Origin of the sequence: Actinoplanes sp. G11-F43, assembly GCF_050589265.1 — a bacterium.
Classification (GTDB): Bacteria; Actinomycetota; Actinomycetes; order Mycobacteriales; family Micromonosporaceae; genus Actinoplanes.
In genome coordinates this window covers 202,182-217,640 of record NZ_JBNZCE010000003.1, presented here as the reverse complement: position 1 = coordinate 217,640, position 15,459 = coordinate 202,182, and the positions used below count along the sequence as shown (strand labels likewise).

Annotated in this window: 12 protein-coding genes; 5 read left to right on the top strand and 7 right to left on the bottom strand. The window is 72.4% G+C overall.

Annotated elements, in window-relative coordinates; genetic code table 11:
- Positions 1-3: 3 nt before the first annotated feature.
- Positions 4-870, bottom strand: coding sequence for a phosphatidylinositol mannoside acyltransferase (locus tag ACQ0O7_RS02890; protein WP_430780152.1), 867 nt, complete (start codon positions 868-870; stop codon positions 4-6).
- Positions 867-1,487, bottom strand: coding sequence for a phosphatidylinositol phosphate synthase (gene pgsA / locus ACQ0O7_RS02885; protein WP_430780151.1), 621 nt, complete (start codon positions 1,485-1,487; stop codon positions 867-869). The genes ACQ0O7_RS02890 and pgsA overlap by 4 nt, the downstream gene beginning before the upstream one ends.
- Positions 1,488-1,665: 178 nt before the next feature.
- Here pgsA and ACQ0O7_RS02880 point away from each other — a divergent pair, with 178 nt between their 5' ends.
- Complete coding sequence (locus ACQ0O7_RS02880; RefSeq protein WP_430780150.1) at positions 1,666-3,786, top strand: elongation factor G-like protein EF-G2; 2,121 nt, start codon at positions 1,666-1,668, stop codon at positions 3,784-3,786.
- A gap of 47 nt (positions 3,787-3,833) precedes the next feature.
- Here ACQ0O7_RS02880 and ACQ0O7_RS02875 read toward each other — a convergent pair whose 3' ends face one another.
- The 4 genes from ACQ0O7_RS02875 to ACQ0O7_RS02860 form a co-directional block, all read right to left on the bottom strand.
- The gene (locus tag ACQ0O7_RS02875) at positions 3,834-4,307 is read right to left on the bottom strand and encodes an HIT family protein (RefSeq protein WP_430780331.1); all 474 of its coding nucleotides are present in this window, start codon (positions 4,305-4,307) and stop codon (positions 3,834-3,836) included.
- Between the two features lie 85 nt (positions 4,308-4,392).
- Positions 4,393-6,387 carry a diguanylate cyclase domain-containing protein gene (locus ACQ0O7_RS02870; protein WP_430780149.1) on the bottom strand — a complete coding sequence of 665 codons (1,995 nt, stop codon included), beginning with the start codon at positions 6,385-6,387 and terminating at the stop codon, positions 4,393-4,395.
- 79 nt (positions 6,388-6,466) lie between these two features.
- Positions 6,467-8,464: a threonine--tRNA ligase gene (thrS, locus tag ACQ0O7_RS02865; protein ID WP_430780148.1), complete on the bottom strand. Its 1,998-nt coding sequence runs from the start codon at positions 8,462-8,464 to the stop codon at positions 6,467-6,469.
- A 180-nt stretch (positions 8,465-8,644) separates the two neighbouring features.
- Positions 8,645-9,571: an ADP-ribosylglycohydrolase family protein gene (locus ACQ0O7_RS02860; protein WP_430780147.1), complete on the bottom strand. Its 927-nt coding sequence runs from the start codon at positions 9,569-9,571 to the stop codon at positions 8,645-8,647.
- Between the two features lie 97 nt (positions 9,572-9,668).
- Between ACQ0O7_RS02860 and ACQ0O7_RS02855 the strand changes: the two genes are divergently transcribed.
- The 4 genes from ACQ0O7_RS02855 (at position 9,669) to ACQ0O7_RS02840 (ending at position 14,428) form a co-directional block, all read left to right on the top strand.
- Positions 9,669-10,358 carry a response regulator transcription factor gene (locus ACQ0O7_RS02855; RefSeq protein ID WP_043525920.1) on the top strand — a complete coding sequence of 230 codons (690 nt, stop codon included), beginning with the start codon at positions 9,669-9,671 and terminating at the stop codon, positions 10,356-10,358.
- 2 nt (positions 10,359-10,360) lie between these two features.
- Entirely contained in the window at positions 10,361-11,785 is a 1,425-nt protein-coding gene (locus tag ACQ0O7_RS02850; protein ID WP_430780146.1) for an ATP-binding protein, read from the top strand.
- A 269-nt stretch (positions 11,786-12,054) separates the two neighbouring features.
- Positions 12,055-14,253: an RICIN domain-containing protein gene (locus ACQ0O7_RS02845; protein WP_430780145.1), complete on the top strand. Its 2,199-nt coding sequence runs from the start codon at positions 12,055-12,057 to the stop codon at positions 14,251-14,253.
- Between the two features lie 28 nt (positions 14,254-14,281).
- Positions 14,282-14,428 (top strand): hypothetical protein, encoded by a 147-nt coding sequence (locus ACQ0O7_RS02840; protein WP_430780144.1) that lies wholly within the window; start codon positions 14,282-14,284, stop codon positions 14,426-14,428.
- Here ACQ0O7_RS02840 and ACQ0O7_RS02835 read toward each other — a convergent pair.
- Positions 14,419-15,456: an adenosine deaminase gene (locus ACQ0O7_RS02835; protein WP_430780143.1), complete on the bottom strand. Its 1,038-nt coding sequence runs from the start codon at positions 15,454-15,456 to the stop codon at positions 14,419-14,421. The two genes, ACQ0O7_RS02840 and ACQ0O7_RS02835, sit on opposite strands and share 10 nt — an antisense overlap.
- Positions 15,457-15,459 lie beyond the last annotated feature (3 nt).

Below are 15,459 nucleotides of genomic sequence, written 5' to 3'. Positions count from 1 at the left end.
CCCCTACAGCCAGAGCTTCTGGAGCATGTGCCAGTCCTGCGGGTGCTCGGCGATCCCGGCCGCGTAGGCGTCGGCGAGCAGCTGGGTGGTCCGCTTGACCCGTTCGTCGAGCGGGCCGTCGGTGGGTGGCACGACCCGGCGCATCCGGGCCTGGACGCGGGTCTCGTCGTACCACATGTCGACCGCGTAGAGCGGCGCCCCGGTGCGGATGGCGAGGATCGCCGGGCCGGCCGGCATCCTGGTCCGGCCGCCGAAGAACTCGACCTCGATCCCGCGGCGGGACAGGTCCCGGTCGCCGAGCAGCGCGACCACCCAGCCCTTCCGCAGGTGCTCGGCGAGCACGTCGAGGACCGGCTGGTCGCCGCCGGTGAGCGGGAGGATCCTCATACCGAGCTTCTCCCGGTACGCCAGGAACTTCTTGTACACCGACTCCGGCTTGAGCCGCTCGGCGACCGTGATCAGCGGGAGGTCCTGACCGGTCACCCAGGCGCCGGCGGCGTCCCAGTTCGCCACGTGCGGCAGCGCCAGGACCACCCCGGTGCCGTCGGCGACGGCCTTCTTGATCTGGTCGTGCCACTCGGGTTCCATCCGGAACCCGTCGAGGAACTGCTCGCGGCTCTGCGAGGTCAGCCGGAAGGCCTCCATCCAGTACCGCGCGTAGGACCGCAGCGCGTCCCGGACCAGGGTCTCCGGCATGTCCGCGCCGGCCACCCGCTGGAGGTTGCCGCGCAGCCGCTGGACGCCGGGCCCGTTCGCCTTCCAGGCCCGGTCGGCGCCCGTGCGGAACAGTGACCGCGCCACCGGCAGCGGCAGCGCGCGCACCAGGCTCCACCCGGCGGTGTAACCGAGATCGATCAGACGGTCCTTCATTCCTGCGGCACCTTCGGTTCGGTCCTACCGGCGTGGATCAGCCGCTGGAAGGCGGTGATCACGGAGAGTACGGCGAGCACCCACATCGCGGCGGGCAGGCCCCACTCGAAGTCGGCGGCGCCGAGCAGGCCGCCGACGCCGACGATGAGCAGCCGCTCCAGCCGTTCGGCGATGCCGACGTCGGCGTTCAGGCCGAGGCTCTCGGCCCGCGCCTTCACATATGACACGACCTGGCCGAAGACCAGGCTGATCAGGGTGGCGACGACACCGCCGTAGGGGTTGCCCTCGGTGGCCAGGTAGTAGACGACGGCACCGAAGACCGCGCCGTCGGCGATCCGGTCCATCGAGGAGTCGAGGAGCGCCCCGAACCTGCCGGAACTCCCCCGCATCCGGGCCATTGTGCCGTCGAGCACGTCGGTGAGGGCACAGGCGGTTACGATCACGGTGGCCCAGAACAGATGGCCGAGCGCACCGAGGTACGAGCCGATCAGCACACCGACGGTGCCGGCGACGGTGACCGCGTTGGGCGTGACACCGATCCGGAGCAGGAAACGGGCGACCGGGTTGACGCCGTACGAGACGACGGCACGGGCCGTTGATTGAACGATCTTTGCCATGGCCGTCCCACCATAACGGCGCGCGACCTGCGGTGGCACGGGTCGGCCCCCGGCTTGGCCGTATCGTCACCATCCGGCACCTTTCGAGGGCTGAAGGTCCTTGCGACCACGACCGGGCCGGGTGTGGGATCTGAGGAAACAACGGTGTAACGAACGGGAGACGACGGGAGCACTCGGCATGGCGCAGAAGGCTTCGGAGAAAGGGCAGGCCGGCGCTGGCGCGCCGGCGGTGACCGAACCCGGCAGGGTTCGCAACGTGGTGCTGGTCGGCCACTCCGGTTCGGGGAAGACCACGCTGGTGGAGGCACTGCTCGCGGCCACCGGCACGATCACCCGGGCGGGCGGCGTCACGGACGGCACCACGGTCACCGATCACGATCCCGCGGCGATCCGCCAGCAGCGCTCGGTCGCGCTGGCCTGCGCGCCGCTGTCGCACCAGGGCGTGAAGGTCAATCTGCTGGACACCCCCGGCTTCGCCGACTTCGTCGGTGAGCTGCGCGCCGGTCTGCGGGCCGCCGACGCCGCGCTCTTCGTCGTCTCCGCCGTCGACGGGGTGGACGACTCGACGGTCGCCCTCTGGGAGGAGTGCGCCGCGGTCGGCATGCCCCGGGCGGTGGCGGTCACCCGGCTGGACCACCCGCGCGCCGACTACGGCCAGGCGCTGCAGGACTGCCAGGCGGCGTTCGGCGACAACGTGCTCCCGGTCTTCCAGCCGGTCCCCGGCGAGGCGGCCCTGATCGGCCTGATCACCCAGCGGGTGCTGGACTACACCGGCGGCTATCCGCCGCGGGTGCGGGAGTCCGCGGAGCCGCTGGGCGCCGACCGCGACACCCTGATCGAGGGGATCATCGCGGAGAGCGAGGACGAGACCCTGATGGACCGCTACATCGGCGGTGAGCCGGTCGGTCCCGACGTGCTGATCCCGGACCTGGAGAAGGCCGTCGCGAAGGGCAATTTCTACCCGGTCGTCCCGGTCTGCTCGTACACCGGTGTGGGCCTGGACGCTCTGCTCGACCTGCTGGTCAGCGGCTTCCCGTCGCCGCTGGAACACGACCTGCCGACGGTCACCGGGGTGGACGGCTCGCCGCGCCCCAGGCTCACCTGCGACCCGGACGGCCCACTGGTCGCCGAGGTGGTGCGGACCACCATCGACCGGCACGTCGGCCGGGTCTCGCTGGTCCGGGTCTTCTCCGGCACCCTGCGGCCGGACCAGACGCTGCACGTCTCCGGGCACGGCCTGGCCGAGCGCGGGCACCCCGACCACGACGCCGACGAGCGGGTCGCGCACGTCTACTCCCCGCTCGGCGCCCAGCTCCGGGAGGTCGGCTGCGCCATCGCCGGCGACCTGTGCGCGATCACCAAGTCGGGCAGCGCGGAGACCGGCGACACCCTGTCGGCCAAGGACGACCCGCTGCTGATGCGGCCGTGGCGGATGCCCGAGCCGCTGCTGCCGATCGCGGTGGTCGCCAAGACCCGCTCGGACGAGGACGCGCTCGCCAAGAACCTGGCCCGGCTGGTCGCCGGCGACCCGACCCTGCGGCTGGAACGCAACCCGGAGACCCACCAGCTGGTGCTCTGGACGATGGGCGAGTCACACGCCGACGTGGTCCTGGACCGGCTCCGCTCCGGCGGCGTCGAACTGGACACCGAGCCGGTCCGGGTGGCGCTGCGGGAGACCTTCGGCAGCGGCGCGAAAGGCCACGGCCGGCACGTCAAACAGTCCGGCGGCCACGGCCAGTACGCGGTCTGCGACATCGAGGTGGAGCCGCTGCCCCGCGGCGGGGGCTTCGTCTTCGTGGACAAGGTGGTCGGCGGCGCGGTGCCGCACAACTACATCCCGTCGGTGGAGAAGGGGGTCCGGGCCCAGCTGGAGAAGGGCATCGTCGCCGGCTATCCGGTGGTGGACCTGCGGGTCACCCTCTACGACGGCAAGGCGCACAGCGTCGACTCCTCGGACGCGGCCTTCCAGACCGCCGGGGCGCTGGCCCTGCGGGCGGCCGCCGAGAACGGGCGGATCACCCTGCTGGAACCGGTCGACGAGATCGAGGTGCGGGTGCCCGAGTCGTACGTCGGCGCGGTGATGAGCGACCTCTCCGGGCGCCGGGGCCGGCCGCTGGGCAGCGAGTCGGGGGGCACCGGCGAGGCCAGCCTGGTCCGCGCCGAGGTCCCGGCCACCGAGCTGGTCCGGTACGCGGTGGAGCTGCGCGCCCTCACCTCGGGCACCGGCACGTTCTCCCGCCGCTACCTGCGCCACGAGCCGATGCCGCCGCAACTGGCCGAGTCGGTCCGCCGCGGCTAGTTCGTGTGCCGCGTTGTGGCTCGAATCGAGCCNCGCGCCACCACTCGCTAGACCGGCCACGCCTTACGGATCAGGTCCCGGGTGTCGTGCAGCAGCTGCGGCAGCACCTTGGTCCGGCCGATCACCGGCATGAAGTTGGCGTCCCCGCCCCACCGGGGCACCACGTGCTGGTGCAGGTGGGCGGCGATCCCGGCGCCGGCGATCGCGCCCTGGTTCATACCCAGGTTGAAACCGTGCGGGCTGCTGACCGTGCGCAGCACCCGCATCGCGGTCCGGGTGAACACGGCCACCTCGACCGTCTCCTCCTCGGTCAGGTCGGTGTAGTCGGCCACGTGCCGGTAGGGGCAGATCATCAGATGGCCGGGGTTGTACGGGTAGAGGTTGAGCACCGTGAACACCAGCACACCCCGCGCCACCACCAGCGACTCCGGCTCGGGCAGGCCGGGCGCCAGGCAGAACGGGCATCCGGCCGGGTGCCCGTACCCACCCTCCGGGGCGTCCTCCCCGGAGATGTAGGTCATCCGGTGCGGCGTCCAGAGCCGCTCCAGCCCGTCCGGTTCGCCCGTGCCCAGCCCCTCGTCCACGATCGCATCCTATGCGTACCGGTCAGTTCCGCAGCTGGGGGAAAACCCCGTACAGATGGAACCGGCCGCCGCCGGCACGCTTCGCCGCGTACATCGCGGAGTCGGCGTAGCGCAGCACGTCGTCGGGGGTCTCGCCGGGCCGGGACAGGGTGATCCCGACACTCGCCGGGGTCCGCAGCTCGTGCCCGTCGATCACCACCGGCTCGTTCAGGGCGGTGATGATCCGCTCGGCGATCAGCACCGCGTCCACCTTGTCGCGCAGGTCCTCGGCCACCACCACGAACTCGTCCCCGCCCAGCCGGGCCACCGTGTCCTCGGTGCGCACGCACAGCCGCAGCCGGTCCGCGACCACCCGCAGCAGCCGGTCGCCGACGTCGTGGCCGTAGGTGTCGTTGACCGTCTTGAACCCGTTCAGGTCCAGCAGCAGCACCCCGGACGGCCGGCCGGTGCGCCGGGACCGGGCCAGCGCGCCGGTCAGCCGCTCCCGCAGCAGGGTGCGGTTGCCCAGCCCGGTCAGCGTGTCGTGCCTCGCCTGCATGGTCAGCTCGGCGGTCAGCGCCACCCCGCCGAGCGCCAGCGCCACCTGGGTACGCAGCGTGTGCAGCGCCTTCACCAGGTCGTCCGGCAGTTCCTCGTCCACCCCGATCGTCATCACGCCGAAGAACCGCCGGCCGGCCAGCAGCGGCAGCATCATGATCGGCCGGTCCCGGTGGCCCTCGAACCCGGCCAGGCCGAGCGCGGACCAGCCGGGCGCCTCCAGCACCTCGCCGGCGGTCAGCCGGGCGAGCACGGCCGGCGGCACCGCGGACCCCGGCACCTCCAGCCCGATCAGCTCGGCCGCACCCACCCCGGAGGCGTGCACCACGGTCCACTGCTCGGCCATCGGCGCGGCGACCACGATCGCGGTCCGCGCGCTCGGATGCCCGGCGAGCAGGGTCTCCGCCGCCGCGGACGCGAGCCGGTGCACCTCGGCCGCCTCGGAGGTGCGCAGCAGGGCGGTGCCGAGGTCGCTGAGGACGTGCTCCCGGTCGATCGCCACCCGCAGCGCGGCCATCCCGGCGTCCACCCGCAGCACCAGCCGGCTGTTGTCCCGGACCCCGACGATCTGCCGGGCCACCACGATGCCGGTGAGCAGCATCGCGCCGGCCAGCACCACCCAGCTGGCCGGGTCCAGCCCGTGCTCGACCAGCACGCCGACCAGGAGCAGGTCGACGGCGGCGACCGCGGCGTACGGCAGCAGGCTCGCCGGCCGGACGGCGACCGGTTCCCGGTTCTGCTCGCCCACCGTGAGGTTGCGCAGGTGCGCGACCAGCGCGGCGATCACGGTCGCGGTGAAGACCTGCTTCGCGGCCAGGACCAGGTGCGGGCCGGTCCCGGTCGGCAGGAACCCGATCGCCATCTGGACACCGGCGCCGAGCATCGCCCAGCCCATCGCCCGGCGGCTGATCTCGGCCACCCCGCCGATCCAGAGCCGGGCGATGGCGAACATGCCCAGCAACTGGGCGACGGTCATCACGATCGCCGGCGCCGAGGCGTCCGGCCCGGCCAGGAAATACCAGACGAAGACCGCGCCGGCGGTCATCACGGTGGCGGTGTCCAGGCCCAGCCGCAGCCGGCTGGACGACCAGCGCTCCCGCACCGGCGTGGTGAGCAGGGCCGGGATCAGGAAGGCCGGCACCATCAGGTCGAGCAGGATGACCAGCGGCGACATCGACGGGAACGACAGGTCACCGGCGGCCAGCAGGTGCACCAGCTGGACCACCGAGGAGAGCCCCAGCGCCGACCACGCGCAGCCGGCCAGGAACAGGTGACGCCGGGCGGCCTCGTGACCGGCCGCGCGGGCCAGGTGCCAGGCCCGCCAGCCGAGCCCGACCAGCACCCCGTTCAGCAGCGGCGCGACGACCTTGAACAGGGTGATCTGGACGGCCTCGCCGCCCACCCCGAGCACGTGCACCACGAACAGGACCGCTGCCAGGGCGTACCCCAGCAGTGCCGGCCTCGGCGTCCGGAACCGCATGCCACCTCCGTATCCCGCCGCCGCCCGTACGCGGTGACTACTCCGCGTTCAGGTCGGGCGGCGGGACCGGATCCTTAGCTCAGGCGGCCGACGGGCCGGTATTGGTTCGGGAGCGAACCACCTCGGCCACGTGCGCGACCGCCTCGTCGATCGAGACGCCGTTGCGCTGCGAGCCGTCCCGGTAGCGGAACGACACGGTGCCGCCGCTGACGTCGTCGTCGCCGGCGATCGCCATGAACGGGATCTTCTGCTGCTGCGCGGTGCGGATCTTCTTCTGCATCCGGTCGGTGGAGTGGTCCACCTCGGCCCGGATGCCCGCCTTGCGCAGCTTGGTGACGAACTCTTCGAGGTACGAGGCGTGGTCGTCGCGGATCGGGATGCCGACCACCTGCACCGGGGCCAGCCAGGCCGGGAACGCGCCCGCGTAGTGCTCGACAAGCACGCCGAAGAACCGCTCGATCGAACCGAACTTCGCCGAGTGGATCATCACCGGCTCCTGCCGGGTGCCGTCCGCCGCCTGGTACTCCAGACCGAACCCGGCGGGCTGGTTGAAGTCGTACTGGATGGTCGACATCTGCCAGGTCCGGCCGATCGCGTCCTTCGCCTGGACACTGATCTTCGGGCCGTAGAACGCCGCGCCACCCGGATCCATCACCAGATCGAGACCGGACTCCTCGGCCACGTCGGACAGCACCTTGGTGGCCTTCTCCCACTGCTCGTCGGTGCCGATGAACTTCGAGCTGTCCGGGTCCCGGGTCGACAGCTCCAGGTAGTAGTCGTCCAGGCCGAAGTCGTCCAGCAGCGAGCGGACGAAGTTCAGCAGGTGCTTGATCTCGCCGGGGGCCTGCTCGGCCGTCACGTACGAGTGCGAGTCGTCCTGGGTCAGGCCGCGCACCCGGGTCAGGCCGTGCACCACGCCGGACTTCTCGTACCGGTACACCGTGCCGAACTCGAACAGGCGCATCGGCAGCTCACGGTAGGACCGCCCGCGCGACCTGAAGATCAGGTTGTGCATCGGGCAGTTCATCGCCTTGAGGTAGTAGTTCGCCCCCTCCAGCTCCATCGGGGGGAACATCGTGTCCTTGTAGTAAGGAAGGTGCCCCGAGGTGTGGAACAGGCCCTCCTTGGTGATGTGCGGACTGCCGACGTACTGGAAGCCCTCCTCGATGTGCCGGGCCCGGACGTAGTCCTCCATCTCCCGCTTGATCACCCCACCCTTCGGGTGGAAGACCACCAGACCCGACCCGATCTCGTCGGGGAAGGAGAACAGATCCAGCTCCGTGCCCAGCTTGCGGTGGTCCCGGCGCTCGGCCTCGGCAAGACGATTGAGGTACGCCTTCAGCTCGTCCCGGGACGGCCAAGCGGTCCCGTAGACCCGCTGCAGCTGAGGGTTCTTCTCCGAGCCACGCCAGTAGGCGGCGGCCGACCGCATCAGCTTGAACGCCGGGATCAGCCGGGTCGACGGCAGGTGCGGGCCGCGGCACAGGTCGCCCCACACCCGGTTGCCGCCGGAGTCCAGGTTGTCGTAGTGGGTCAGCTCGCCCGCGCCGACCGCGGCGGCCTCCGCGTCCACGTCACCCTTGATGTCGACGAGCTCCAGCTTGAACGGCTCGTCCTTCAGCTCGGCCTTGGCCTCGTCGAGCGTGGCGTACTCCCGGCGGTGGAAGGTCTGCCCGGCCTTGACGATCTCCTGCATCCGCTTCTCGAGCTTCGTCAGGTCCTCCGGCTGGAACGGCTTCGCCACGTCGAAGTCGTAGTAGAACCCGTCCCGGATCGGCGGGCCGATGCCCAGCTTCGCCTCCGGGAACACGTCCTGCACGGCCTGCGCCAGCACGTGCGCGGCCGAGTGGCGCAGCACGTCCAGGCCGTCCGGGGTGTCGATGGCGACCGGGGTCACCTCGGTGTCGGCGGCGGGCGCCCAGGTCAGGTCGCGCAGACGGCCGCCGGCCTCGCGGACCACGACGATCGCCTTCGGCCCGTGTGCCGGAAGCCCGGCGGCGGCCACCGCGTCGGCCGCCGTAGTCCCGGCCGGGACGACTAGTGGGTCGGCCACAGCGGGTGTACGGGGTGCAGACACGGTGATCTCCATTCAGAAAACGATTAGGCGCCCTGATGCTATCCGCCGGGCATCAGCGGCTCTCGCCCGGCGCGCAAGCCCAACCGCGTGGCCACTTACGGTCCGCTCCGCACCCGAAGTCACCACACAACCGGACACCCCCAACCGCGTGGCCACTTACGGTTCGATGCGCGCCCGAAGTCACCACACTGCGGACGGGGACCAGCCGGGTAGCGGCTCGCGGGCGGCCAGCCAGGCCGCCGGGATCCCGTCCCGGCCGGTGTGGGCCGCCACCACTCCCCCGGCGATCGCCGCGGTGGTGTCCACGTCGCCGCCCGCGACCACACACGCCGCCACCGCGGCCGGATAGTCGTCCAGGAACCGGTCGGCCACCCAGAGCGCGAACGGCACGGTGTCCTGCGCGGTCGCCTGCCCGCCGGAGCCGAGCCGGTGCGCGGCCTCCTCGACGGTCACCGTCAGGCCGGCCGCCTCGATCAGGCCGTCGTGGACGATCCCGGCCGGGGTGTGGGCCGCGGTGGCCCGGAGCAACTGACCGCGGTCCGGGCGGTGGCCGTTCAGGCGGGCCGCGGCGGCCACCGCGCCGGCCACGGTCACCGCCACCCCACCGGCGATCCCCTCCGGGTGCGCGTGGGTGACCTCGGCCGCGCGTACCCCGGCGATCGCCGCGTGGGCCAGGGAATCCGCGTGCCAGGCGCCCAGCGGCGCGGCCCGCATCGCCGCGCCGTTGCCGCACGACCCCTGACCGTTGAAGGCCGCGGTGGCGGCGATCGGCCAGGGCAGGCCGTCACGGATCCGGCGGAGCATGACGACCGCGCCGGGGCCGTAGCCGCGGTAGGGCTCGAACCGGGCGGCGAGCAGTTCGGCGAAACCGTCGCGATCGAAATCACCCCCGGCGCCGCTCGCGGCGAGCACGGACACCAGGCAGCAGGCCTGTTCGGTGTCGTCGGTCCACTCCCACGGCGCGGCCGGGACCCGGGCTTCGAGCAGGTCGGAGGGCTTGTTGCCGGGGACGAAGTACTGCGCGCCGAGGGCGTCGCCGACACTGAGGCCGGCGAGTGCGTCACGCGCGAGGGCGAGTCTCGTACCGGGGAAGAGTGTGAATGGCATCGGTACTTCGGATCGTATTCCATCACTGAGCGTCATCAAAGCTTCTCGCTCGATCACCCTTTAGGTTTCCCCTTGCCAGGGACGCTACGGTCTTCGCATGGCCACGGTGTTGCTCGTCGAAGACGATCATGTCGTGCGCGGCGCCATGCTCCGGTCGCTCGCCGACCGGGGGCACGCCGTGCACGCCGTCGGCACCGCCCTGGAAGCGCTGCGGCGGGTCGCCGCGGAGACTCCCGACCTGGTCGTCCTGGACCTCGGGCTGCCCGATCTGGACGGCTCGGACGCGCTGCGCATGCTGCGCGGCATCACCGACGTGCCGATCATCATCGCCACCGCGCGTGACGACGAGCAGACCGTCGTCCGGCTGCTGCGGGCCGGCGCCGACGACTACATGGTGAAACCGTTCACCGGCGCCCACCTGGACGCCCGGATCGCCACCGTGCTGCGGCGGGTGGGCCGGGCCAGCCGGGCCGCGCAGCCGGCCGTGCACGAGGTGGGCGAGCTCCGGGTCGACGTCGGCGAGCGCAGCGCCACCCTCGGCGATCAGCCGCTGGCGCTGACCCGCAAGGAGTTCGACCTGCTGGCCTACCTCGCCGCCCGTCCGGGCCGGGTGGTTTCCCGTCGTGAGCTGTTGGAGGAGGTATGGCGACAGCCATCGGTCGGCGAGGACCAGACCATCGACGTGCATTTGTACTGGCTTCGCCGGAAACTGGGCGAGTCCGCGGCGAAGCCCCGCTACCTGCGCACCGTGCGGGGGGTCGGATTCCGGTTGGTGGCACCGGACTGAGGTTGCGGCTGGCGTACACGACCGCCGCCACCACCGCCGTCGCCGCGCTGGTCTTCCTGGTCCCGCTGGGCTGGAGTCTGCGCAACGACCACCGCGACGCCGCCCTGTCGGTCGCCGCCGGGCAGACCGCCACGGTGGCCGGCGCGATCACGGCCGGAGCGAACGACAAGGGTGTCGCGGCGGCGATCGCGGCGTCCGGCGGCACCCCGGTGGTGCACACCCCGGGTGTCGCGCCGAGTGCCGGCGGCCGGGCCGACGGCGCGCTGATCGACCGGGCGGCGACCGCCCCCGAGCCGACCGTCGCCGACGTCGAGGGCGGGGTGGTGCGGCTGCAGCCGGTCACCGCGAACGGCCGGACCCTGGTGGTCGAGGCGTTCGTGCCGGGGCCGGTGCTCAACGAGGACACCGCCCGGGACTGGTGGCTGCTGATCGGGCTGGCCGTGGTCCTGGTCGGCGGCTCGGTGTTCATCGTGGACCGGCTGGCCCGGGGCGCCGTCGCGTCGGCCCGGAACCTGGTCGACGCGGCGATGGCGGTCGGCGACGGCGATCTGGCGGTGCGGGTTCACCCGTCCGGCCCCCGGGAGCTGACCGAAGCGGGGTATGCCTTCAACCGAATGGCCGACCGCTTGGTAACCTCTCGCACCGACGAGCGGGAATTGGTCGCCGACCTGTCGCACCGGCTGCGGACTCCGCTGACCGCGCTGCGCCTGGACGCCGAGGCGCTCGACCCCGACGACACCCAGATCATCGACCTCACCGCCGCCGAGGTGGACCGCCGCCGGGGCATCCGGCGCATCCGGCAGGCGATCACCACCTTGGAGGACGAGGTCAACCACCTGATCAACACCACCCGGCAGGCCGTCGCCGACCGGGTCGCCGCCACCGAGCCGGAGGACACCCTCTGCGACGCCAGTGAGGTCGTCCGGGAGCGGATGATGTTCTGGTCGGCGCTCGCCGGCGACCAGGACCGGCAGTACCGGGTGATCGGGGCACATCTGCGGATCCCGGTGCCGGTGGCCCGGGCCGAGCTGGCCGCCGCGCTGGACGCGGTGCTCGGCAACGTGTTCCGGTACACCCCGCAGGGCACCGCCTTCGAGGTGGCGCTCTCCCGCCGGGACGGCTGGGTGGCGCTGCGCATCGACGACGCCGGGCCCGGCATCCCGGACCCGGAGCAGGCGCTGCGCCGCGGTCAGAGCCAGCAGGGCTCGACCGGCCTGGGGCTGGACATCGTGCGCCGGGTGGCCCAGGCCACCGGCGGTTCGGTGAGCCTGGACCGGGCCACCATGGGCGGCGCGAGCGTGGTGATGCTGCTCGCCGACGCCGACTCGACACCGAGACAACCGAGCCGGTTCGGGCTCGTCGGGCGCGGCCGGCTGGCCCGCGACCGGGGCCCGGAGCGACGCCGCGGCCGTAGAGGGGACGAATGAGCCTTTCTCAACCCGGCGAGGGTCGCGCCGCCCGGCGCGGGGTTGACAGAGGACGTGTCCCCCGGACGATGCAGCAGTTGCTTATATCTTCTTTAGGAACGTTCCTTCGGAACCGCACGAGTGGCACTGTTCCCACAGATCCCATCCGGCTTCCCGGATCGCAACCCGCAGCGCGTCCCCGTCGCCGCGAACCGCGAAGCCACCGTGCGGTGGGGGGCGGTCACCCCATGGACCCCTCCCACCGCAACCAAGCTCGACGAGGAGACGCCGTGTCCGCGCATCGCCGGCCGACGTTCCGCGGGTCGCCGGCCGGCCGGCGCCGCGCGGCGAGCACGCAGAAGCAACTGCGGACACGCTCCGCGACGTTCCGGCTTCTTCCGGTAGCCCTCGGTCTGGCTCTGCTCGGGGTCGGCGGCGTGGTCGGCCCCAGCGTGATCGGCTCCTCGGAGCCGGCCGACGACTTCACCCGGACCGCGATCCCGGCCGACGCCCCGGAGAAGGGGCTGGTCTACAACGGCCTGCGCCTGGCCGCCTCCGATTCGGTCTGCGCCGGGTCGTACCAGGTGTTCGACCAGACCTGCACGCACGGCCCGGACCCGGCCCCGGCCGGTCTGTCGGTGCGCCGCCCGGTCACCCCGGTGACCGCCGGCGGCGACGAGATGACGGTGGTCCGCCAGGAGTCCGCGTCGGTCCCCGGCGACGCCGAGATCGCCCGGGACGAGGGCGGCAGCGCGATCACCGCGGACGCCCCGGCGCTGGTCCCGGACGCCGCGCCCGGCCAGGCCGACTTCATCCTCGGCCCGGACGACGTGGCCTGCGCCGGCGACGGCCGGACCGGCAAGCGGGTCCAGCTGCTCTACCTGCACGAGGCGGACAGCACCAGCCGGTACGCCGAGTTCCTCAACTCGTTCCGCACCTGGGCGGCCGGGGTGGACGCCATCTACGACGCGAGCGCGGGCGAGACCGGCGGCTCCCGGCACATCCGCTACGTGACCACCCCGGAGTGCCGGGCCGACGTGGTCGAGGTGCAGCTGCCGGAGGGCTCGCTGCGCTCCTTCGCGTCCACCGTCGACTCGCTGCGCGGCCTGGGCTACGACCGGGCCGACCGCAAGTACCTGATGTTCGCCGACACGAACCTCTACTGCGGCATCTCCACCTTCGTCAACGACACCCGCCCGGGCCGGGGCAACCGCAACAACGGCGGACCGTCGTACGCCCGGGTCGACTCCGGTTGCTGGAGCGCCACGATGGCCGCCCACCAGCTCACCCACTCGCTCGGCGCGGTGCTGACCGACTCCCCGAACGCGACCGGGGCGGGCAGCTGCACCGACGGCCACGACCTGCTCTGCGACACCGACCGGACCGGCAAGCCGGTGAAGTCGGTGTGCCCGAAGCCGAACGCGATCCGCCTGGACTGCGGTCACGACGACTACTTCAGCACCAACCCGGAGCCGGGCAGCTACCTGGCCACGCACTGGAACGTGGCGCTCAGCGACTTCCTGCTGCGCAGTGACGGCGGCGACGACATCCCGGACGTGCCCGGCGCCGCCGTGCCGGACCCGGAGGCACCCGCGGCCCCCCGCGCGGCCGGCCCGTCCGCCTCGGCGACCTCGGCCGCGCCCAGCCCGAGCACCTCGGTGGACGCCGCCCCGGAGCTGCCGGTGCCGCTGCCCAGTGTCTCGGTGCCGGTGCCCTCGGTGGCGGTCGATCCGCTGGCGCAGTACAACGCCACCAAGGGCACCGGTGACCAGGAGCGCGACGCCGGCCCGGCCGTCCCGCCGGCGCTGACCGACGACGGCGTCCAGGCGGTTCTGGAGATCCGCGAGGCGACGAGCGGTTCGGTCCGCCTGACCTGGAGCGCCGCCGCCCCGAACGCGTCGTACGAGGTGTCGGTGGACGGCGAGCCGGTGGCCTCGACCCGGGCCACCCGGGCCCGGCTGATCGGTCTCCGGCCGGACGCCAGGTACAAGGTGGAGATCCGCAACCGCAAGCTCGGCTATCACGCCAAGGGCAGTGCGGAGACCGCCCCGGCGGCCCGCCCGGTGCAGAACTCGTGGTTCACCCTCACCAACTCACTCACCGGCGGCGCGGCCGACCTCTACGCGGCCCGCTCCGCCGACGGCACCCCGATCACCCTCGGCAGCGACGAGGGGGGCACCCAGCAGCAGTGGCAGCTCGTGCCGGCCGGCGACAACACCTACTCGCTGGTCTCCAAGGCCAGCAACAGGTGTGCCGTCCCGCTCGGCGGCACGGCCGCCGCCGGGGCGCCGCTGGTGCAGGGTGACTGCCGGTCCGGCACCGCCGCCCGGTGGACGCTGCGCGAGTCGGCGTACGGCTTCACCATCCGGGCGGCCGGCGGCGACCTGGTGATCGGCGCCGGCGCCCAGCGCTTCGGCACGCATCGCGTGCTGGCTTTGCAGGAGGACACCGAGCAGCGGCATCAGAGCTGGACGGCAGTGCCGGACTGACGCCGCCGGCGACAGGAGACGAATTTCCATGCCCGATGTACTGAGCAGCCAGGAGACCGAGCCGGAGGAGGATCCGGCCCGGTTCACCCGCAAGCGACTGGTGCGGTGGGTGACGGTCCTGACCGTCGGCACCGTGCTGATGTGGGCCTGCTGGCAGGACCCGCTCTACCTCTGAGCCGTCCCGGCCCGGGCCGCGGTGTAGGCGTCGATCTCGGCGAGCAGGGCGGTCTTGCCGCCCGTCTCCCGGAAGCTGTGCCGGACCGCGGCGCGGGCCAGGTCGGCCACCCCGGCGGCGTCCAGGTCCAGCAGGCGGGCCGCGGTCGCGTACTCCTGTTCCAGGGTGGTGCCGAACATCGGCGGGTCGTCGGAGTTCACGCTGACCGGGACCCCGGCGGCGATCAGCCGGCCGATCGGGTGCTGGTCCAGGTCGGCGACCGCCCGGGTGCGCAGGTTGGAGGTCGGGCACACCTCCAGGGGGATCTGGTGCTCGGCGAGGTGGGCCATCAGCCGCTCGTCCTGGGCGGCGGCGATGCCGTGCCCGATCCGCTCGGCGCCCAGGTCGCGCAGCGCGTCCCAGATCGTCTCCGGGCCGGTGGTCTCCCCGGCGTGCGGGACGCTGTGCAGGCCGGCGGCGCGGGCCTGGTCGAAGTACGGCTTGAACTGCGGCCGTGGCACCCCGATCTCCGGCCCACCGAGTCCGAAACTGATCAGCCCGTCGGGGCGCTCGCCCAGCGCGATCCGCAGCGTCTCCTCGGCCGACGCCAGCCCGGCCTCACCGGGGATGTCGAAACACCAGCGCAGGTCGACGCCGAAGTCGCGGGCGGCGGAGGCGCGGGCGTCCTCGATCGCCTCGCAGAACGCGGTGGCCGCGATGCCCCGGCGGACGCTGGAGTACGGGGTGACGGTCAGTTCGGCATACCGAACGTTCTGTCTGCCCAGCTCCCGGCCGATCTCGTAGGTCAGCAGCCGCACGTCCTCGTCGTCGCGGATCAGGTCCACGACGCTCAGGTAGATCTCGATGAAGTGGGCGAAGTCGCGGAACTCGAAATACTTCGCCAGCAGCTCCGGATCGGCCGGGACCGGCGAGCTGCCCTCGTGCCGTGCGGCCAGCTCGGCGACGATCCGCGGCGACGCCGAGCCGACGTGGTGGACGTGCAGTTCGGCCTTGGGCAGGCCGGCGATGAACGACGTCAGGTCGGTCAAGGG

Excerpts from the sequence above, each read along its gene's own strand:
- ACQ0O7_RS02880 (WP_430780150.1), top strand. The coding sequence starts at position 1,666 with ATGGCGCAGAAGGCTTCGGAGAAAGGGCAGGCCGGCGCTGGCGCGCCG.
- pgsA (WP_430780151.1), bottom strand. The coding sequence starts at position 1,487 with ATGGCAAAGATCGTTCAATCAACGGCCCGTGCCGTCGTCTCGTACGGC.
- ACQ0O7_RS02855 (WP_043525920.1), top strand. The coding sequence starts at position 9,669 with ATGGCCACGGTGTTGCTCGTCGAAGACGATCATGTCGTGCGCGGCGCC.
- ACQ0O7_RS02890 (WP_430780152.1), bottom strand. The coding sequence starts at position 870 with ATGAAGGACCGTCTGATCGATCTCGGTTACACCGCCGGGTGGAGCCTG.
- ACQ0O7_RS02870 (WP_430780149.1), bottom strand. The coding sequence starts at position 6,387 with ATGCGGTTCCGGACGCCGAGGCCGGCACTGCTGGGGTACGCCCTGGCA.
- ACQ0O7_RS02875 (WP_430780331.1), bottom strand. The coding sequence starts at position 4,307 with ATGACCTACATCTCCGGGGAGGACGCCCCGGAGGGTGGGTACGGGCAC.
- ACQ0O7_RS02860 (WP_430780147.1), bottom strand. The coding sequence starts at position 9,571 with ATGCCATTCACACTCTTCCCCGGTACGAGACTCGCCCTCGCGCGTGAC.
- ACQ0O7_RS02840 (WP_430780144.1), top strand. The coding sequence starts at position 14,282 with ATGCCCGATGTACTGAGCAGCCAGGAGACCGAGCCGGAGGAGGATCCG.